Annotated in this window: 19 protein-coding genes; 18 read left to right on the top strand and 1 reads right to left on the bottom strand. The window is 69.6% G+C overall.

Going from position 1 to position 19,621, the window contains the following annotated elements; genetic code table 11:
- Window positions 1-126: 126 nt before the first annotated feature.
- From ffh to ACFWQC_RS04110, 10 genes are all read left to right on the top strand, one after another.
- A complete protein-coding gene (ffh, locus tag ACFWQC_RS04155) occupies window positions 127-1,689 on the top strand; it encodes a signal recognition particle protein (protein ID WP_378673471.1) in 1,563 nt (520 codons plus the stop codon).
- Between the two features lie 12 nt (window positions 1,690-1,701).
- The gene (locus tag ACFWQC_RS04150) at window positions 1,702-2,067 is read left to right on the top strand and encodes a hypothetical protein (protein ID WP_378673468.1); all 366 of its coding nucleotides are present in this window, start codon (window positions 1,702-1,704) and stop codon (window positions 2,065-2,067) included.
- A gap of 140 nt (window positions 2,068-2,207) precedes the next feature.
- Window positions 2,208-4,220: a glycoside hydrolase family 3 protein gene (locus ACFWQC_RS04145; protein ID WP_378673465.1), complete on the top strand. Its 2,013-nt coding sequence runs from the start codon at window positions 2,208-2,210 to the stop codon at window positions 4,218-4,220.
- 183 nt (window positions 4,221-4,403) lie between these two features.
- Window positions 4,404-6,116 carry an FHA domain-containing protein gene (locus ACFWQC_RS04140; protein ID WP_378673462.1) on the top strand — a complete coding sequence of 571 codons (1,713 nt, stop codon included), beginning with the start codon at window positions 4,404-4,406 and terminating at the stop codon, window positions 6,114-6,116.
- Window positions 6,117-6,130: 14 nt separating this feature from the next.
- Complete coding sequence (locus ACFWQC_RS04135) at window positions 6,131-7,204, top strand: amidohydrolase family protein (protein WP_378673460.1); 1,074 nt, start codon at window positions 6,131-6,133, stop codon at window positions 7,202-7,204.
- A 164-nt stretch (window positions 7,205-7,368) separates the two neighbouring features.
- Window positions 7,369-7,836 (top strand): 30S ribosomal protein S16, encoded by a 468-nt coding sequence (rpsP, locus tag ACFWQC_RS04130; RefSeq protein ID WP_378673457.1) that lies wholly within the window; start codon window positions 7,369-7,371, stop codon window positions 7,834-7,836.
- Window positions 7,837-7,841: 5 nt separating this feature from the next.
- Window positions 7,842-8,084, top strand: a complete 243-nt coding sequence (locus ACFWQC_RS04125; RefSeq protein ID WP_008363327.1) for an RNA-binding protein — start codon at window positions 7,842-7,844, stop codon at window positions 8,082-8,084.
- A gap of 211 nt (window positions 8,085-8,295) precedes the next feature.
- The gene (gene rimM, locus ACFWQC_RS04120) at window positions 8,296-8,862 is read left to right on the top strand and encodes a ribosome maturation factor RimM (RefSeq protein ID WP_378673454.1); all 567 of its coding nucleotides are present in this window, start codon (window positions 8,296-8,298) and stop codon (window positions 8,860-8,862) included.
- Window positions 8,859-10,016 (top strand): tRNA (guanosine(37)-N1)-methyltransferase TrmD, encoded by a 1,158-nt coding sequence (trmD, locus tag ACFWQC_RS04115; RefSeq protein WP_378673451.1) that lies wholly within the window; start codon window positions 8,859-8,861, stop codon window positions 10,014-10,016. Before rimM ends, trmD begins: the two co-directional genes overlap by 4 nt.
- A 156-nt stretch (window positions 10,017-10,172) precedes the next feature.
- On the top strand, window positions 10,173-11,429 hold the full coding sequence (locus ACFWQC_RS04110) for an ammonium transporter (RefSeq protein WP_378673448.1): 1,257 nt from the start codon (window positions 10,173-10,175) through the stop codon (window positions 11,427-11,429).
- Between the two features lie 71 nt (window positions 11,430-11,500).
- On the opposite strand, the gene ACFWQC_RS04105 is transcribed toward ACFWQC_RS04110, so the two are convergent.
- Window positions 11,501-12,712, bottom strand: coding sequence for a Fic family protein (locus tag ACFWQC_RS04105; protein ID WP_378673445.1), 1,212 nt, complete (start codon window positions 12,710-12,712; stop codon window positions 11,501-11,503).
- 250 nt (window positions 12,713-12,962) lie between these two features.
- On the opposite strand from ACFWQC_RS04105, the gene rplS reads away from it, so the two are divergent.
- The 8 genes from rplS to ACFWQC_RS04065 all read left to right on the top strand — a co-directional run bounded on the left by rplS (window position 12,963) and on the right by ACFWQC_RS04065 (window position 19,575).
- Window positions 12,963-13,313 (top strand): 50S ribosomal protein L19, encoded by a 351-nt coding sequence (rplS, locus tag ACFWQC_RS04100; protein ID WP_350661736.1) that lies wholly within the window; start codon window positions 12,963-12,965, stop codon window positions 13,311-13,313.
- A gap of 74 nt (window positions 13,314-13,387) precedes the next feature.
- Window positions 13,388-14,290 (top strand): signal peptidase I, encoded by a 903-nt coding sequence (lepB, locus tag ACFWQC_RS04095; protein ID WP_378673441.1) that lies wholly within the window; start codon window positions 13,388-13,390, stop codon window positions 14,288-14,290.
- Entirely contained in the window at window positions 14,287-14,979 is a 693-nt protein-coding gene (locus tag ACFWQC_RS04090; protein ID WP_378673438.1) for a ribonuclease HII, read from the top strand. The genes lepB and ACFWQC_RS04090 overlap by 4 nt, the downstream gene beginning before the upstream one ends.
- A gap of 3 nt (window positions 14,980-14,982) precedes the next feature.
- Window positions 14,983-15,291 carry a DUF2469 domain-containing protein gene (locus ACFWQC_RS04085; protein WP_045550889.1) on the top strand — a complete coding sequence of 103 codons (309 nt, stop codon included), beginning with the start codon at window positions 14,983-14,985 and terminating at the stop codon, window positions 15,289-15,291.
- 139 nt (window positions 15,292-15,430) lie between these two features.
- Window positions 15,431-15,796: a YraN family protein gene (locus ACFWQC_RS04080; protein ID WP_378673434.1), complete on the top strand. Its 366-nt coding sequence runs from the start codon at window positions 15,431-15,433 to the stop codon at window positions 15,794-15,796.
- Entirely contained in the window at window positions 15,796-17,379 is a 1,584-nt protein-coding gene (locus tag ACFWQC_RS04075) for a YifB family Mg chelatase-like AAA ATPase (RefSeq protein WP_378673432.1), read from the top strand. Before ACFWQC_RS04080 ends, ACFWQC_RS04075 begins: the two co-directional genes overlap by 1 nt.
- Window positions 17,376-18,548, top strand: a complete 1,173-nt coding sequence (gene dprA, locus ACFWQC_RS04070) for a DNA-processing protein DprA (protein WP_378673429.1) — start codon at window positions 17,376-17,378, stop codon at window positions 18,546-18,548. The genes ACFWQC_RS04075 and dprA overlap by 4 nt, the downstream gene beginning before the upstream one ends.
- 64 nt (window positions 18,549-18,612) lie before the next feature.
- Window positions 18,613-19,575 (top strand): tyrosine recombinase XerC, encoded by a 963-nt coding sequence (locus ACFWQC_RS04065; protein WP_355018079.1) that lies wholly within the window; start codon window positions 18,613-18,615, stop codon window positions 19,573-19,575.
- Window positions 19,576-19,621 lie beyond the last annotated feature (46 nt).

The following is a 19,621-nucleotide window of genomic DNA, read 5'->3' as shown; positions in this document are numbered from 1 at the left end:
ATGTCCTGAGCTTGTCGAAGGGTAGCTCGGTGAGCGTCGGGCCCCCGAATGACGCCTGCCGAATAGCACCCCACACACAACAGTTCGTTAGTCTTGGCAGGACAACCACTCTGCTGAAGGACCGCTTTGTTCGCCACGCTCTCCGACCGGCTCGCCACGACGTTCAAGAACATTCGGGGCAAGGGCCGCCTCACCGATGCCGACATCGACGCCACCGCTCGCGAGATCCGCATCGCGCTGCTCGAGGCCGACGTCGCGCTGCCGGTGGTGCGCGAGTTCGTCGGCCGGGTCAAGGAGCGGGCGCGCGGCGAGGAGGTCAGCCAGGCGCTGAACCCCGCCCAGCAGATCGTCAAGATCGTCAACGACGAGCTGGTCACGATCCTGGGTGGCGAGACCCGCCGGCTCCGCTACGCCAAGACCGGCCCGACCGTCATCATGCTCGCGGGTCTGCAGGGCGCCGGTAAGACCACCCTGGCCGCGAAGCTCGCGCTGTGGCTGAAGGAGCAGGGCAAGGCGCCGCTGCTGGTGGCCGCCGACCTGCAGCGCCCCAACGCGGTCAACCAGCTCCAGGTCAACGGTGAGCGCGTCGGCGTTCCCGTCTACGCACCCCAGCCCGGCAACGGTGTCGGGAACCCCGTCGATGTGGCTCGTGACGCGGTCGAGGAGGCCAAGCGCAAGCTGCACGACGTGGTCATCGTCGACACCGCCGGCCGCCTCGGCATCGACGAGGAGCTGATGAAGCAGGCCGCCGACATCAAGGCGGCGGTCAACCCCGACGAGGTCCTCTTCGTCGTCGACGCGATGATCGGTCAGGACGCGGTCAACACCGCGCAGGCCTTCCTCGACGGCGTCGGCTACGACGGCGTGGTGCTCACCAAGCTCGACGGTGACGCCCGCGGTGGTGCGGCGCTCTCCATCGTCCAGATCACCGGCAAGCCGGTCATGTTCGCCTCCAACGGCGAGAAGATGACCGACTTCGACCTGTTCCACCCCGACCGGATGGCCGGCCGCATCCTCGACATGGGCGACATGCTCACCCTGATCGAGCAGGCCGAGAAGACCTTCGACCAGGGGCAGGCCGAGAAGGACGCGGCCAAGATCGCGACCGGCGAGTTCACGCTCGAGGACTTCCTCAAGCAGATGCAGCAGCTGCGCAAGCTCGGCTCGATGTCGAAGCTGATGGGCATGCTGCCGGGGATGGGCCAGTTCCGCGAGCAGCTCGACAACTTCGACGAGCGCGAGATCGACCGGATCCAGGCGATCATCCAGTCGATGACGCCGGCGGAGCGCGCCAACCCGAAGATCCTCGACGGCTCCCGCCGCGCCCGCATCGCGAAGGGCTCGGGCCGCCAGGTCTCCGACGTCAACCAGCTCATCCAGCGCTTCACCGAGGCGTCGAAGATGATGAAGCAGCTCGCCTCCGGTGGCGGCATGCCCGGGATGCCCGGCGCGCCCGGTGCGAGCTTCGGCAAGCGTGCCGGCGCCAAGCAGGTGGCCCAGAAGAAGAAGGGCAAGGGGGCGCGCAAGTCCGGCAACCCGGCCAAGGCCGCTCAGCAGGCGAAGGCGGACGCCGAGAAGAAGCCGGCTGCCGCCAACCCGTTCGGGATGCCGGGTGGCGAGGAGATCGACTACGAGAAGGCCGCCGCCGATCTCAACCTGCCCTCGGACTTCTCCAAGTTCCTCAAGTAGGAGTCCTTCCAGATGAGCACGGTGCTCGTCGTCGACGGCGCCAACGTCGTCGGCGCCCGCCCGGACGGCTGGTGGAAGGACCGGGCCGGCGCCGCGCGCCGGCTTCACGAGTCGCTGCTGGTCGCCGATCTCCCGCAGGACCGGATCGTCCTGGTCCTGGAGGGACAGGCCAAGGGCGGCGTACGTCCCGGCCGGGACGCCCACGTGCACACGGTCCACGCGCCCAAGGACGGCGACGCCGCGATCGTCGGGGTCGTCCGTGAGGCGCTGGAGAAGGGCGACCGGGTGACGCTGGTGACCGCCGACCGGCTGCTCCAGGCCCGCTGTGGCGGCGCTACAGCTCTGGGACCGTCCTGGTTGCTTGACCAGATCTCTTGACCAGATCTGAGGAAATCGCGGGGTTACGCACGCGTAGCCATTGACCGAGATTGTGATCGCCGTCACGCTGGGAGCGCTCTCACGAGCCGCGGCACCCCAACGCCGAGGTGCCGACAGATCACTCTCAGGAGGCCTGTCCCGTGCGATCACACAGACAGCGCGGCGCGATCGGCGGAGCCTCGGCTCTCGCCGGCCTGCTCTGCGCCACGCTCCTCGTAGCCCCAGCGTCCAACGCGGCGCCCACCAGCGCATCCACCACAGCGTCCGCCAACGATGCGCTCACGCGCTCGGGCCACGCGCTGCCCTACAAGAACCCACGCCTCGCCACCAAGACCCGCGTGGCCGACCTGCTCGCCCGGATGACGCTGGCCGAGAAGGTCGGTCAGATGGCCCAGGCCGAGCGCGCGGACGTCGCTTCGAACCCCGGCCAGATCGCCGAGCTCGGGCTCGGCAGCGTACTCTCCGGCGGCGGCTCGACCCCCGCCGAGAACACGCCGGAGGCCTGGGCCGACACGGTCGACGCCTTCCAGGAGCAGGCGCTCTCGACGCGGCTGGGGATCCCGCTGCTCTACGGCGTCGACGCGGTCCACGGTCACGGCAACCTCAACGGCGCGACCGTGTTCCCGCACAACATCGGCCTCGGTGCGACCCGCGACCCGAAGCTCGCCGAGCGGATCGGGCACATCACCGCGGAGGAGACCCGCGCCTCCGGGCCGCAGTGGAACTTCGCCCCGTGCATCTGCGTCGCCCGCGACGACCGGTGGGGGAGGACGTACGAGTCCTTCGGGGAGAGCCCGAAGCTCGCTGCCCAGATGGCGCAGATGATCGAGGGGCTCCAGGGCGACAAGGGTGAGCTCGACGATCCCGACCGCGTTCTGGCCACCGCGAAGCACTTCGCCGGCGACGGTTTCACGACCTTCGGCACCGGCGAGGGCGACTACACCATCGACCAGGGCATCACCCAGGCCTCGCGCGCCGAGTTCAAGAAGCTGGCGCTCTCGCCGTACGTCACCGCCATCAAGAAGCACGACGTCGGCTCGGTGATGCCGTCCTTCTCCAGCGTCGACTGGACCGAGGACGGTCTCGGCAACCCGCTCAAGATGCACGCCCATGAGGAGCTCGTCACGGGCTGGCTCAAGGAGAAGCAGGGCTTCGACGGCCTGGTCATCTCCGACTGGCGGGCGATCCACCAGATCCCGGGGACGTACGCCGAGCAGGTCGCCATCTCGGTCAACGCCGGCGTCGACATGTTCATGGAGCCGTTCTCCGGTGACACCGTCGGCTACCCGCAGTTCATCGAGACGCTGACCGCCGCGGTCGAGGACGGTGCCGTCCCGATGGCCCGCATCGACGACGCGGTCTCCCGGATCCTGACCGCGAAGTTCGACCTCGGACTCTTCGAGAAGCCGTTCACCGACCGGCGCAACATCGACGAGATCGGCAGCGCCGCCCACCGTCGCGTCGCGCGCGAGGCGGTGGCGAAGTCCCAGGTCCTGCTCCGGAACAGGCACACGCTGCCGCTCTCCGGCCGTGACGACGTCTACGTCGCGGGCAGCAAGGCCGACAGCATCGGTGACCAGGCCGGCGGCTGGACGATCACCTGGCAGGGCAACTCGACCCACCAGATCCCCGGCGACACGATCCTCGACGGCATCGAGTCCGCGGCCCGTGGCGAGGTGACCCACTCGCCCGACGCCTCCGCGCCGGTCCCGGCCGGGGCACACGGTGTGGTGGTCGTCGGCGAGCACCCGTACGCCGAAGGCTTCGGTGACGTCGGCGGCCCGCGCTGGGGCTACGACCCGGGCGAGAACGGCGTGCAACGGCCGGCACTGACGATGCACCTCAGCGACGCCGACACCGCGGCGATCGAGACTGTCTGCGCCGCCGCGGCGACCTGCACGGTGCTCGTCGTCTCCGGGCGCCCGATGATCATCCCGCCCGAGCTGCTCGGGCAGATCGACGCTCTGGTGGCCTCCTGGTTGCCGGGCAGCGAGGGCAAGGGCGTCGCCGACGTGCTCTTCGGTAAGCGCCCGTTCACCGGGAAGCTCCCGGTGACCTGGCCTCGCACGGTCGACCAGGAGCCGATCAACATCGGCGATTCGGACTATGACCCGCTGTTTGCGTACGGACACGGTCTGAAGACTCATCGATAAGAGATCGCGCGGCCGTGGCCGCCTGCTACGCGCCGCGAGACGGGCGCGCTGGCTGCGTTGTCGCCTCTCGACGCTCGCGACGGCGCCCCCGTCCGCGCGATCTCTCGAAATGGCCCGGTCCGAGTTGTGCGAATCTTCGATTCGCGACGCTTGGATCGGGCCATTTCGGTGCATGATTCGTGCATGCAGACGCTTCGCGTAGACGTATCGGGACGAGCGCTCAGCTTCCCGCCCGACAAGATCGTCCGAATAGGACGTTCGATTGATGCCGACGTGGTGCTCTCGTCATCGTCCGTCTCCCGCGCTCATGCGGAGCTGCGCCCGGACCCGTCCGGGTGGAAGCTGGTCGACGTCGGCTCCGCCGGAGGGACGTACGTCTCCGGCAGCCGCGTCACCGAGGTGCCGTTGACCGGGGCGACCGAGATCCAGCTCGGCCCGGCGGGACCGGGCTCGACAATCACCGTCACCCTCGACGACGCGCCGGTGGCGGCGGGCGCTCCACGCGCCCAGGCGCCGGCTCCGCCGCCTCCGCCGGCGGGGTTTGCCGGGTCAGGTGCCACCGCGGCCCCGCCCCCGGGGGTCCCGGCAGCGGCTCCCGCGGCGTTCAGCCATCAGCCGCCCGCACCCCCGCCGCCCTCGGGGCCCGACGACATCTCCGAGATGACGATCGCGCCCGGGATGGCGCGCCCGTCAGCTCCCGGGCAGCCGCCGGCCCAGCCCACCGGACCCGACCTGCTGCTGGTCGCCGAGGGCAAGGAGCACCGCTTCCGTCACCCGGTCACGGTGACCATCGGCCGCGCCGCCGACAACTCGGTCGTGCTGGAGGACCAGGGCGTCTCGCGCCAGCACGCCCGGCTGGTGGCCACGCCCGGCGGCTGGACCTTCGAGAACGGGTCCCAGACCGGTTCGTTCCTCAAGGGGAAGCCGCTGGTCAGGCAGGAGATCGACGAGGAGACCGAGATCCGCCTCGGTCACCCGGTCGCGGGCGAGATCCTCAAGGTCATCCCGATCTACGCTGCCGAGGTCGAGGTCGCCCGTGCCGCAGCCAAGCGCCGCAACAAGCTGCTGCTGTGGGGCGGGATCGGTGCCGCGGCCGCGGTCGTGGTGATCGGGCTGGTGGTCGCGATGTTCGTGGTGCCCGGCGGTGACCCTGCCGCCCAGGACACCGGCCTGACCAAGGACGAGCTCAACAGCGCGCAGCGGGCCGCCGTCTGGATCACGTACGCGCCGACCGAGGACACCATCGCGATGGGGTCCGGGTCGATCGTCACGGAGGACGGCAAGATCCTCACCAACGCCCACGTCGCCGACCCGGCGAAGATCCCGGAGTACGCCGCCAAGGGCGAGGTCTCGCCCGAGGTCGTCAACATCCACCTGACCGACCCGGCCGAGGGCTACAAGGTCGGCGAGCCCGACTACATCGCCAAGGTCATCGAGTCCGACGGCGAGGTCGACAGTGCGGTCGTGCAGATCGTCGCCGACGGCAACGGCAACCCGGTGAACCCGTCCTCGCTGGACCTGCCGACGATCTCGCTCGGCGACTCCAACGCGGTCGACCGCGGCGACTTCATCGCCACCATCGGCTTCCCGATGCTGCCGAAGGAGAGCTTCGCGGACAAGGAGGGCGTGCTCTTCCAGCCGCCGACCGTCGCCGAGGGCAACGTGGCGACGATCCTCTCCTTCGAGGGGGAGGATCGGGCCGTCTTCGACGTCACCGCCCGGATCTCCAGCGGCAACTCCGGTGGCGCCGCGGTCAACGACGACGGTGAGCTCGTCGGCGTACCGACCTCCATCGGGTGGGACGACAACAACGTCGTCACCGGTCAGGTCATCCCGCTCGCCCAGCACTTCCCGATCCTCGAGGCCGCCGGCGTGAAGGTGCCGTCCGGCAAGTAGGTAACCTGCGTCACATGACTGCTCTGCGCTTCTCCGGCCCGGTTCTTCCCGATGGAGAGGTGCGGGACCTCTACGTCCTCGACGGCCGCATCACCTATGAGCGGCCGTCGGGGGCGGAGGGCGGCGCGTCCGGCTGGATCGTGCCCGGTCTCGTCGACGCCCACTGCCACATCGGGCTCGGGCCCGACGGCGCCGTCGACCAGGAGACCGCCGAGGCTCAGGCGATCGCCGACCGTGATGCCGGCGCGCTGCTCCTGCGCGACGCCGGCTCCGCAGCCGACACCCGCTGGGTGCAGTCCCGCGAGGACCTGCCCCGGTTGATCCGCGCGGGCCGCCACATCGGACGTACGAAGCGCTACATGCGCAACTATGCCGACGAGGTCGAGCCCGACGGCCTGGCCGAGGCCGTCGAGCGGCAGGCGCGCTCCGGTGACGGCTGGGTCAAGCTCGTCGGCGACTGGATCGACCGTGCCGAGGGGGACCTGAAGCCGTCCTTCCCGGCGGAGTCGTTCGCCGAGGCGATCAAGGTCGCCCACGACAACGACGCGCGGGTCACGGCGCACTGCTTCGGCCACGAGGTCCTGCCCGGCCTGATCGAGGCCGGGATCGACTGCATCGAGCACGGCACCGGCCTGACCCCGGACCTCGTCGAGGCCATGGCCGAGCAGGGGACCGCGCTGGTCCCCACCGTCGCCCAGCTGGAGATCTTCCCCGACCTGGCCGCCGCGGCGGCGCCCAAGTTCCCGACGTACGCCGCCACCATGGAGGACCTCTACGCCCGCCGTCGCGAGACGATCATGAGCGCGTACGAGGCGGGGGTCGCCCTCTACGCAGGCTCCGACGGCGCGGGGGACCAGCTGCACGGCGTGCTCCCGATCGAGGTCCTCGCCATGCACCGGCTCGGCCTTCCGGCCGACGTCGTCCTCGGCGCCGCCTCCTGGCGCGCCCGGGAGTGGCTCGGCCACAACCCCGGCCTCGCCGAGGGTGACCCCGCCGACTTCGTCGTCTACGACACCAACCCCCTCGATGACCTCACCGTCCTCGCCCGGCCGGCCGCCGTCGTGCTCCGGGGGAAGATCTACGCCTGAGATTTCGCCGCTCCCGGCCACCTCTGGCAAACTGAGCTGTGTGTCCTGTGCGCAGGGACCCTCTCACCCAGCGCAACAGTGCCCGCCGAAGTTGCCTGACGGGTGTCCCCACACCGACACGGGCCTCTTCACCCATATTCGATTCCAAAGGAATACCACCAACAGTGGCTGTCAAGATCCGCTTGAAGCGCCTGGGCAAGATCCGGGTTCCGCAGTACCGCATCGTCATCGTCGACTCGCGCAAGAAGCGCGATGGCGCTGTCATCGAGGAGATCGGTCTCTACCGTCCCAAGGAGGAGCCGAGCTTCATCCAGGTCGACTCCGAGCGCGCCCAGTACTGGCTCGGCGTCGGCGCCCAGCCGACCCCGGCTCTCGAGGCGATCCTCAAGGTGACCGGCGACTGGCAGAAGTTCAAGGGCCTCCCGGGCGCCGAGGGCACCCTGCGTCACGCCGCCCCGAAGCCCGACAAGCTGGAGCTCTTCAACAAGGCTCTCGCCGAGGCCCACGCCTCCGCCGGCGCCGAGGCCGTGACGAAGAAGTCCGCCAAGAAGGCCGAGGAGCCGAAGGCTGAGGAGCCCAAGGCTGAGGAGCCCAAGGCCGAGGAGCCCAAGGCCGCCGAGGCCGAGGCCTGAGCAGCATGCTCGCCGAAGCTCTCGAGCACCTCGTCCGAGGAGTCGTCGACAACCCGGACGAGGTGAGCGTGCGCGACAAGCAGCTTCGTCGCGGCTCCGTCCTCGAGGTCCGGGTCCACCCCGACGACCTCGGCAAGGTGATCGGCCGCGGCGGCCGCACCGCCACCGCGTTCCGTACGGTCATCTCAGCGCTGGCCGGCAAGGGCGGCGCGCGGATCGACTTCGTCGACGTCGACGGCGGTCGCTGAGCACGGCTGCATCAACGCACCACGGGCGCCACTCCTTCGGGGGTGGCGCCCGTTGCGTATTTCCGCGTCCCGATCCCGTGTAACACGTCGTTCGTAGGACTACTCGCCCTATCTGAACGACCGGATAGACCTACGAACAGCGTGTTACACGCGTTCGGTCACCCGCGCTGAGGAGTTCGGCCCGACGTACGCCACCCTCTAGGCTCACCTCGTGGAGTTGATCGAGGTGCTGGTCGGACGGATCGGCAAGCCGCATGGCATCCGGGGGTTCGTGACGGTCGAGGTGCGCACCGACGAGCCCGACCGGCGGTTCGCCGAGGGCACGGTGCTGCGGGCGCAGCCGCCGAAGGGATCGACGTACGCCGCCAAGCAGCTGACCGTGGAGGGCGCCCGTTGGCACGGGCAGGTGCTCCAGGTCGCCTTCGAGGAGATCACCGACCGCAACGAGGCCGAGGCCGCTCGTGGCACGCTGCTCTTCGCCGACGTCCCGGCCGAGGAGACTCCCGAGGACCCCGACGAGTACTACGACCACCAGCTCGTCGGCCTGACCGCCTTCGACGAGGAGGGCCGCGAGCTGGGCACGGTGAAGGCGCTGGTCCACGGGGGAGCCCAGGACCTGCTGACGATCCGTACCCCGGACCGGCGCGACGCGCTGGTGCCGTTCGTGAAGGCGCTGGTTCCGGTCGTCGACCTCGCCGAGAAGAAGGTCGTCATCGCCGACCGCCCCGGCCTGGTCACGCCTTTCGCTGAAGACGAGGACGAGGACGACACGAAGTGAGGCTCGACTACCTCACCATCTTTCCCGACTACCTCGCGCCGCTCCGGCTGAGCCTGCCGGGCAAGGCGATCGAGTCGGGGCTGCTGGAGATGTACGTCCACGACGTACGCGACTGGACCCGCGACCGCCACCGGACCGTCGACGACACCCCTTATGGCGGTGGCGCCGGGATGGTGATGAAGCCGGAGCCGTTCGGTGAGGCCTTCGACGAGCTGGCGATCGACGGCGCGACCGTGATCGTGACGACGCCGAGCGGTGAGCCGTTCACCCAGGCCCTGGCTCGCGATCTGTCGGCCCGGGAGAGGCTGGTCTTCCTGCTCGGCCGCTACGAGGGCATCGACCAGCGCGTGCTCGACCATGCCGCCACGCGCGCCGAGGTCCGCGAGATCTCCTTGGGCGACTACGTCCTCAACGGGGGAGAGGTGGCGGCCATGGCGATCACCGAGGCCGTCGTACGGCTGCTCCCCGGGTTCATGGGCAACGCCGAGTCGCTCGTGGAGGAGTCCCACGAGGACGGCCTGCTGGAGTACCCGGTCTACACCAAGCCCGCCTCCTGGCGTGACCTCGAGGTCCCGAAGGTGCTGCTCAGCGGCGACCACAAGCGCATCGCGCAGTGGCGCCACGACCAGGCGGTGGCCCGGACCTCCGTACGCCGCCCCGACCTGCTCCACGCATCCCAAGCAGCCACGGAGTGGGAGATCGTGCCCGCCGTACGCGCTGATGTCCCCGAGCTGCACACGCTGCAGCTCGCCTGCTGGGTGCAGGAGATGCACGACAACCCCGGCGTCGAGATCCCGCCGCTGCACGAGTCGCTCGAGGACACCGTGCGCGCGCTGGAGACGTACGACGTCTATGTGGTCCGGACGGCCGGACGGCTGGTCGGCTCGGTCCGTGCCCGGCTCGAAGGCGACGTATGGGAGATCGGACGGCTGATGACCGCCCCGGACCTCCAGGGGCGAGGCCTCGGGCGTCAGCTGCTGGACCACATCCAGGCCATGGCCCCGGCGACCGCCATGACGTACTCGCTCTTCACCGGAGCCAAGAGCGAGCGGAACCAGAGGATCTACAAGAAGGCCGGCTTCCGGCTGCGCCGCGACCTCGAGGCTCCGCCAGGCGCAGTCATCATGACGAAGACACATGCGTCTCGTCGGTAACGGATCAGCAACCCAAGACTCTGTTACTTTTCTGTAACACAAGGCATCTGTCTCTGAAACGTTGCGTCGCAACGATGCCGGGCAATACGTACGACGAGCGACGTGGCTCGCGTGACGTCACAGCCACATCCCGAGACTCAATCAATGAGGCACTGAATGTCTGTCGAACTTGCATGGCAACTCCTGTGCGCGGCCCTGGTCATGTTCATGACCCCCGGCCTCGCGTTCTTCTACGGCGGTCTGGTGAAGGCCAAGTCCGTCGTCTCGATGATGATGCTGAGCTTCGGCTCGATCGCCGTCGTCACCATCCTCTACGTCCTCTACGGCGGCACCGGCATCGCTGGCAACGGCACCAGCGGTGGCAGCAAGCTCTTCGGTAACCCCTTCGAGGACTTCGGTATGACCGACCTCGTCACCTCCGCGGGCAGCGGCGACGCCGGCAACCTCTTCGGCGGGCACGCCTTCCTGGTCGCCTTCTGCATCATCACCGTCGCCCTGGTCTCGGGGGCCGTCGCCGACCGTGCGCGCTTCTGGCCGTGGATGATCTTCGCGGTCTTCTTCGCCACCTTCGTGGTCTTCCCGACCTTCCGCTGGATCTGGGGCGTGGACTCCGAGGGCAACTTCTACGGCTGGCTCGCCAACAACGTCTACGGCCTCGGCGGTGCCCTCGACTGGGCCGGCGGCACCGTGATCCACCAGTCGGCCGGCGCCGCGGCGCTCGCCCTGGCGCTCGTGCTCGGTCGGCGCAAGGTCGGCTTCTCCAAGGAGGAGACGGTCGCTCACAACGTACCGCTCGTGCTGATCGGTGCCGCGATCCTGTGGTTCGGCTGGTTCGGCTTCAACACCGGTGTCTTCGGTGCCGACGAGGGTCAGACCTCGCTGATCTTCATCAACACGATCATCGCCCCGGCCGCCGCTCTGATCGGCTGGATCGTCGTCGAGCAGTTCAAGGACGGCAAGCCCACGGCCGTCGGCGCCGCGTCCGGCATCGTCACCGGCCTCGTCGCCATCACGCCCGCCTGTGCGTTCGTGAGCCCGGTCTGGGCCCTCGTCCTCGGCCTCGTCGCCGGTGCCATCTGCGCCCTGGCCGTCGAGCTCAAGTTCAAGCTCGGCTTCGACGACACGCTCGACGTCGTCGGCATCCACCTCGTCGCCGGTTTCATCGGCTGCGTGTGGGTCGGCATCTTCGGCATGGAGTCGCTCACCGGCGGCAGCCTCGTCTTCGGCGGCAACTTCAAGCTGCTCGGTGCCCAGATCCTCTCCTCGCTCACCGTGATCGCCTTCTCCTTCGTGGTGGCCTTCATCATCGGCTTCGCGATCGAGAAGACCATCGGCTTCCGCGCCAAGGAGGAGGACGAGGTCGCTGGTATCGACACCGTTCTCCACGAGCCGGGCTACTCCGAGCTCGGCTGATCTGATCGCATCTTCCACGAGGCCCGTCCCGGTTCGCGGGGCGGGCCTCGCGGCGTACGAAGGAACAGCCCTCAACGAGGCCCGTACGGAAGCTGTCTCGCTTGGTACTGGATGCGGGCGCTGAGGTCCTCGACCTCGTCCAGCACCGCCGGTGCTACCCACACAGGGGAGCGGCGGGTGCGCTTGGTGCGGGTGAGGACGCCGGCCTGCTCGAGGCCGTCGATCGTCCGCTCGGGGTCCTCGAGCCCGATGCTCCGGGTGACCAGTTCGGCGTTGAGGATGGGCTCCTCGGTGAGCAGGTCGAGAAGACGGTACGCAGCAGACCCGGGCCGTGGGTCACCGGCCGCCTCGCCCCAGCCGCGCCGGATGCGCTCCAGCGTCTCGGCCGTCTTCCACGACTCGGTCGTCGCGATCGTCGTCGAGGCGGCGAGCATGGCGATGATCGTGGACGCGGTGCCGGCCCGGTAGTCGTTGAGAGCGGCGAAGTAGCGGTCGCGGTGGGTGACGAGCGCCGAGGCGATCGGGACGGCCAGGTGGCGTGAGGCGCGGCGGCGTCGGAGCACGGCGTGGATGAGGGCCCGCCCGATACGGCCGTTGCCGTCGATGAACGGGTGGATCGACTCGAACTGGGCGTGCACGATCGCGGCCTGGGCGATGGGGGAGAGGTCGTCGCGGTTGGCGAAGGCGACGAGGTCCTCGATGTAGTCGATGACCGTCTCCGGCGGCGGTGGTACGTGGAGGGTGTCGCGGGGCGCGTAGTCGGAGCCGCCGACCCAGTTCTGCACGACGCGGAACCTGCCGGCGTTGGCCGCCTCGTCGGGATGGCGTACGAACAGGTCCCGGTGGGCGCGCAGGATCGCGTCGGAGGTGATCTTCCGGGTCGTGTCGGCCTCGCTGATCAGCCGCTGCATCGCCTGGGTCGCGGATGCCATCGAGGTCGCCGAGGAGTTGGCACCGATGCCGAGCAGGGCCCGACCGTAGTCGGCCAGGCTGGCCTCGACGTGCTCGATCTTGGAGGAGTCGATCGCCTCGGTGCGCAGCTGCAGGTGGTTGAGCCCGTCCATCGTCCGGCCGTGGACCAGGTCGAGATGGCGCAGCGCGCCCGCACTGGCGGTCGTCATCGCCGCCACCGGCCGCTCCAGCGCCAGGTCGAGGTCGGCGATGTGCGGCGGCAGTGCCACCGTGACCTCGCGGAGCAGCCGGTCGACGCGCGGACCGCGCGGGATCCGCTGCTTGTAGGGGCGCGTCACGTAGGTGTGCGGTGGCCAGTCGGTGTCGGTCACGGGGGAATCCTTGCAGGGGCCGCCGCGTACGTCTCGATTCCCGACGTTCCACGCCGCTGTGGCAGACTTGTGGGCCGGTCCAGTCGGCCGAAGCACGCTCCGAAGATGACACCCGGAGGTGTCGCGACGGGCTCCTGCCACAGGGGGAACCGTACGCCGCCGGCCAGCGTGGCTGGACCACCGCCAAAGATCGCCCTGACCAGGGCATGGATGACCGCGATCGGCCTGTGGCGAGCGTGAGGAGAAAATGATGAGCAACGTACTCGCTGAGGTCGGCAACGTCGCCAAGCGCGACGACCTGCCGGAGTTCCGCGCCGGTGACACCGTCAAGGTGCACGTCAAGGTCGTCGAGGGCAACCGGTCCCGCGTCCAGGTCTTCCAGGGCGTCGTGATCCGCGTCCACGGTTCCGGCATCGGCCGCACCTTCACCGTCCGCAAGGTCTCCTTCGGCGTGGGTGTCGAGCGCACCTTCCCGCTGCACTCCCCGATCTTCGAGCAGATCGAGGTCGTCACCCGCGGTGACGTCCGTCGCGCGAAGCTCTACTACCTGCGCAACCTGCGCGGCAAGAAGGCGAAGATCAAGGAGCGCCGCGAGGCGTGAGCGGAGCCTGAGAGACCCCTGAGCCGTAGCGAGTCGATGAGGCTCGTTGTGGAGGGAGTCTCTAGACTCACCGCGTGACTTCGAACGACCGTGATCCTTCCGTCGGCGTAGGGCCCCAGGCCCGCTGGGACGGGCCCGAGATGGGGGGATCGCGGTCGTTCTCGTCTTCTCCTCAAGCCCCGCGCTGGGCCTCTGAGCAGCCGCGCCCGGCCAACGGCCCGCGCCGCGAGGAGGAGCACAAGCCCCGACTGTCGGCCTGGCAGGAGGGCATCGTCCTGGTCGTGCTGGCCGTGCTGGTCGCAATCGTCGTGAAGGCCCTGTTCGTGCAGGCCTTCTACATCCCCTCGGAGTCCATGGAGCCCGGCCTGCAGGGCGGCCCGTCGGTGGCGACCGACGACCGGGTGCTGGTCGAGAAGCCGTCCTACTGGCTCGCGGGCACGCCGCAGCGCGGCGATGTCGTGGTCTTCTCCGACCCGGGCTCCTGGCTCGGTGTCGACGAGTCGGCCGGCCCCAGCAATCTCTTCGGCAAGGCGCTCGCAGTCATCGGTCTCTACCCCGAGGGCGGCCACCTGGTGAAGCGTGTCATCGGTGTCCCCGGCGACGTCATCGAGTGCTGCGACAAGCAGGGGCGGCTGATCGTCAACGGCGTCCCGATCGACGAGCCTTACGCTCGGCCCTCCCAGACCAAGTGCGGCCGTCCGAACAAGGACGGCGAGTGCTTCGGGCCGATGCCCGGCAACCGCCACTGGGAGGCTGGGCCGGTGCCCGAGGGGTCGCTGTTCGTGATGGGCGACAACCGGGCCAACTCGGCCGACTCGACCGTCCACATGTGCACGGCCAACGAGACCGACTGCGCGCTGGTGCCCTGGGTGCCCGAGGACAACGTGGTCGGCAAGGTCGTCGCGCTGGGCTGGCCGCTGGACCGGGCGAAGTGGATCCACCGGCCCGAGAGCTTCGAGGACGTGCCGGCACAGTGAGCAGTGCGCCAACCCTGCGAGTCGAGCGGTCCTTGCTGCGCGAGGGCGTCACCCATCTCGGTGCCGTCGACGAGGTGGGGCGCGGCGCGCTCTGCGGACCGGTCTCGATCGGGATCGTGGTGATCACCGCTTCCACCCGGACGGCACCACAGGGCGTACGCGACTCCAAGCTGCTCACTCCCGAGGCTCGCGAGATGCTCGCGCCGAAGGTGCGCCGCTGGGCCGTCGACTCGGCTGTCGGGCACGCCCTGGCCTCCGAGATCGACGAGGTCGGGATCATGGCCGCGATGCGGCTGGCCGGTCAGCGGGCGTTGAGTGCCCTGGACGTACGTCCCGACGCGCTGCTCCTCGACGGCAACCACAACTATCTAACCCCGCCGGTGCAGGAGGGCCTCTTCGGTGAGGTCTCCCAGATGGTGGAGGAGGTCGAGGTGCCGCCGGTGACGACGATGATCAAGGCCGACATGAAGTGCGCCGCCGTCGCCGCCGCCTCGATCCTGGCGAAGACTTCGCGCGACGCGCTGATGGTCGCGCTCCACGACGAATATCCCGACTACGCCTGGGCCGACAACAAGGGCTACTCCGCGCCCGCCCACATCGCGGCGCTGGAGCGCCTGGGACCGTCGGCATATCACCGCCGCTCGTGGAGTCTTCCCGGCTCTTCGCCGGTCTTGGCTCTAGAGTCTTAAAGCATGAGCGCGGAGGATCTCGAGAAGTACGAGACCGAGATGGAGCTGACCCTCTACCGCGAGTATCGCGACGTGGTCGGCATCTTCAAGTACGTCGTCGAGACCGACCGCCGCTTCTACCTGTGCAACCAGGTCGACGTGCGAGCACGCACGGACTCGGGGGATGTCTACTTCGAGGTGTCGATGAACGACGTCTGGGTGTGGGACATGTATCGGCCGGCCCGGTTCGCGAAGGCGGTCAAGGTGCTCACCTTCAAGGACGTCAACGTCGAGACGCTCAATCCGACCGACATCGACCAGCCGCTGGACTGACGTACGGCTGACCTCGGGCCAGTTACCGTCCACAGGGCGATCTCGATCCGGGGTTATCCCCAGGCGCCCTGGAACCGGCCCGGATTGTCGGTGCTCGCGATGAGTCTGGACCTCGAAGCCGAAGGGCAGGAGGTCCATGATGAGTTCAACGGCGCCGGCGCGGATCGCGCTGGGAAACTACGGCGAATCGGTCGCCGAGAGGCATCTGGTCGAGGCGGGCATGACCGTGCTCGACCGCAATTGGAGATGCGCTGACGGGGAGATCGACCTGGTCCTGCGCGAGGGCGACACCCTCGTCGTCTGCGAGGTGAAGACTCGCAGCCACGACGGGTGCGGCACGCCGCACGAGGCGGTCGACAAGACCAAGCTCGACCGGCTGAAGCGGTTGGCGGTCGCCTGGCTCGAGCAGCACGACGTGCGAGCTCCGGGGATCCGGATCGATCTGGTCGCGGTGATGCACGCGCCCCGTGGCTCGGCGCTGGTCGAGCACGTCAGGGGCCTGTGATGGGATACGCGCGAGCTCATGGCGTCGCCCTTCGGGGCGCTGTCGGCCATCTGGTCGACGTGCAGGCCGATGTCTCACCCGGCCTGGTCGGGGTCACGCTGGTCGGTCGTGCCGACAGCGTGCTGGCCGAGGGGCGCGATCGGGTCCGGATGGCGATCATCAACTCGGATCTTGAGTGGCCCGCGACCAAGCGGATCACGGTGCTGCTCTCACCTGCCGACCTGCCGAAGAGCGGTTCGCACTACGACCTCTCGATGGCGTTGGCGATCCTCGCGGCCGGTGGCGAGCTCGAGACGATCGGGCTGGACCGCACGGTCTTCATCGGAGAGCTGGCGCTCGACGGCGGGCTGCGGCCGACCTCCGGTGTGCTTCCGATGGTGCTCGCCGCCTCCCACGCCGGGATCGCTCGGGTGGTCGTGCCGGAGCCGCAGGTGGCCGAGGCGCGGATGGTGCCAGGGATGGAGGTCCTGGGGTTTCGGTCGCTGGGCCAGGTGGTCGCAGAGCTGCGTGGCGAGCCGGTGCCCGACGCGCCGCCGGTTGCGACCGGCACGGGCGGCAGCCTGCTCGGGTGGCGGGGTGACCGCAGGCTCGACGACATGGACATGTCCGATCTTCGCGGCATGCCCGAGACCCGCTTCGCGGTCGAGGTCGCGGCCGCCGGTGGACACCACCTGCTGCTCAAGGGACCGAAGGGCTGCGGCAAGACATCGATCGCCGAGCGGATCCCGACGATCCTGCCCGATCTCTCCCGTGAGGAGTCGCTGGAGGTGATGGCGGTGCAGTCGCTGGCCGGCGTGCTCGACGTCGACCGAGGGCTCCTCACCCGGCCGCCGTTCGCGGCTCCCCACCACGACGCCTCCAAACCCGGCATCGTCGGCGGCGGCACCGGCCGGGTCCGCCCGGGTCAGGTCTCGCTGTCGCATGCCGGGGTGCTCTTCCTCGACGAGTTCCCGTTGTTCAAGAGCGACGTCATCGAGTGCCTGCGCGAGCCGCTGGAGAGCGGCGACATCACGGTGTCGCGAGGCGAAGAGTCGGTGACTCTCCCGGCGCGCGCCCTCGTCGTGCTCGCCGCCAATCCGTGTCCCTGCGGCAACTTCGACGCCTCGATCACCAAGGACGGCTGTATCTGCCGGTCCAACGAGCGCCAGTCCTACGAGCGGAAGGTCTCCGGACCGATCACCGACCGCATCGACATCATCCGCACGCTGCGGCCGATGTCCGAGCAGAACCACGACCCGTGGGGATCGGAGACCAGCGCCGACATCCGCGAACGGGTCACGGCGGCCAGGCGCCGCCAACGCGAGCGCTACGCCGACTTCGGGTGGCGGCTCAACGGCCAGGCCAGCGGGATCGCGCTGCGCGACAACTGGCCGCTGCCGCCATCGGCCGAGGCACTCATCGACTCACGCATCTTCTCCGGCGCCCTGACCCGTCGTGGCGCGGTGCGCGTGCATCGCCTCGCGTGGACGGTTGCCGACCTCGCCGGGGTCGACTGGCCGGGCGTCACCGAGACCGAGACGGCGCTCGCGCTGCGCAACGGCGGCTCGCTCACGGTGTCGGCGTTCGAGGGGAGGTCGGCATGACCGCGGCGCCCGTCGCACCGACCTTCACCGACCTCGAGCGCGACCGCCTGGCCCGGATCGCGCTGACCCAGCTGATCGAGCCAGGCACCCCGCTGCTCGACACCTGCATGGTGGGATCCACCGCGACCGAGGTCTACCGACGCTTCGCGGAGGAAGATCCCGACCTCGGCGACGACGGCCTCGAAGCCAGGCTGCGGCTCGCCCAGATCCACCCCGACCGCGACCTGGAGCGGGCAGCCAACGCCGGGTTCCGCTACGTCATCCCCGGCGACGAGGAGTGGCCCACCCAGGTCGAGCGGCTCGCCGGTCAGGAGCATCTTCAATACCGCACCGGCACCCCACTCGGCCTGTGGGTGCGGGGACCGCTCCTGCTCAGCGATCTCGACCGGTCGGTTGCGATCGTCGGATCGCGGGACGCGACGGCCTACGGTGCCGACGCCGCGGCGCGGATCGCGGCCGACCTCGCGGTCAACGACTTCGTGACGGTCTCCGGGGCTGCGGTCGGCATCGATGCGGCCGCACACCGAGGCGCCCTGACCGGCCCGCCGGGGAGCACCGTCGCCGTTCTCGCGGGTGGCGTCGACGTTCCCTACCCGCTGCGCAACCGGCGCCTGATCGACGCGATCGCCGAGAGCGGAGCGGTGATCTCGGAGATCGCGCCCGGGTTCCCGGTCACCCGCTATCGGTTCCTCTCCCGCAACCGGATCATCGCCGCCCTCGCCCGGGGCACCGTGGTCGTCGAGGCGGCAGCGCGCAGCGGCTCCCTCAACACCTCCCACTGGGCCTACAGCATCAACACGCCCGTGATGGCGGTGCCCGGTCAGGTGGGCGCGATGACCTCGGTCGGCACCCACGAGCTCGTACGCAGCGGCAAAGGCGTCCTGGTGACCGACGGTCTCGACGTACGCGAGCTCGTCGGCGACATGGGGGAGGCGGTCCCCGAGGAACCCCGTGGTCCCGTACGCCGCCGCGACTCGCTCACCTCCGTCGAGAAGCAGGTCCTCGATGCGGTCCCGGTGAGCAGCCCCGCGTCACAGCTCGCCATCGCGAGGTCGGCATGCCTGCACCCGAAGACGGCTGGCACCGCGCTGTCGCGACTCGAGGCGCTCGGTCTCGCCGAGCGGTTCCCCGACGGGTGGCAGCTCGCCCCGGGCGCGGCTCGCACCTGATCAGGGCGTGTCTAGCAACTCGGATGCGCCGGCCGACCGCCGCCCATCACCTATCCTGGCTCGGGTGAGCGCTGAACCCGAGGGGGACCCGGAAGGCGAGGCCGCGGAAGCGGAGCTCCCCGAGGTCTACGCCGCGCTGCTCGGGGACTACGAGCGACATCTCAGCGCCGAACGCGGGCTCTCCGACCACACGGTCCGGGCCTACCTGGGCGACATCCGCAGCCTGCTCGACCACGCCGGCCGCATGGGCCGCACCGAGCCCGAGGCGATCGACCTGCGCACGCTGCGCAGCTGGCTCGCCAAGCAGCAGACGACCGGCCACTCACGTACGACCCTGGCCCGGAGGGCCACCGCGGCCCGGGTCTTCTGCGGGTGGCTGGTCCGGACCGGGCGAGCGCAGGTCGATGCCGGTGCCGCGCTCGGCTCGCCCAAGGCCCACCGGACGCTTCCGCCCGTACTGCGTCCCGACGAGGTCGAGTCCCTCATCGCCGCCGCCATCACTGCGGCCGAGGACGGCACGCCGGTCGGGATGCGCGACATCGCCGTGCTGGAGATGCTCTATGCGACCGGTGCCCGCGTCGGTGAGCTCGTCGGCCTCGACCTGGACGATGTCGATTACGAACGCCGCGTCATCCGGGTCCTCGGCAAGGGACGTAAGGAGCGAATGGTGCCCTTCGGTGGCCCCGCGGTCCGGGCGCTCGACCGTTGGGTCGTCCGTGGCCGTCCGCAGCTGGTCACCGACTCCTCCGGGCCGGCCCTGTTTCTCGGGGCTCGCGGCGGCCGGCTCGACCAGCGTGCCGTACGCACCCTCGTCCACCGCCGCCTCGCCGACGTCCCCGGTGCCCCCGACCTCGGCCCCCACGGCCTGCGCCACAGCACTGCCACCCACCTCCTCGAGGGTGGCGCCGACCTGCGTTCGGTCCAAGAGCTCCTCGGGCACGCCAGCCTGGCCACCACCCAGATCTACACCCACGTCAGCAGCGACCGGCTCCGCAAGGCCTACCGTCAGGCCCACCCCCGCGCCTGACCCGCCGAGACGTCACCCGCGTCGGCCGAGTGTGCAGTTGTGGCTG

Source organism: Nocardioides sp. NPDC058538 (assembly GCF_042719275.1).
GTDB lineage: Bacteria > Actinomycetota > Actinomycetes > Propionibacteriales > Nocardioidaceae > Nocardioides.
The sequence above is the reverse complement of the archived record's forward strand: the minus strand, read 5'-3'. Positions and strand labels throughout refer to the sequence as shown.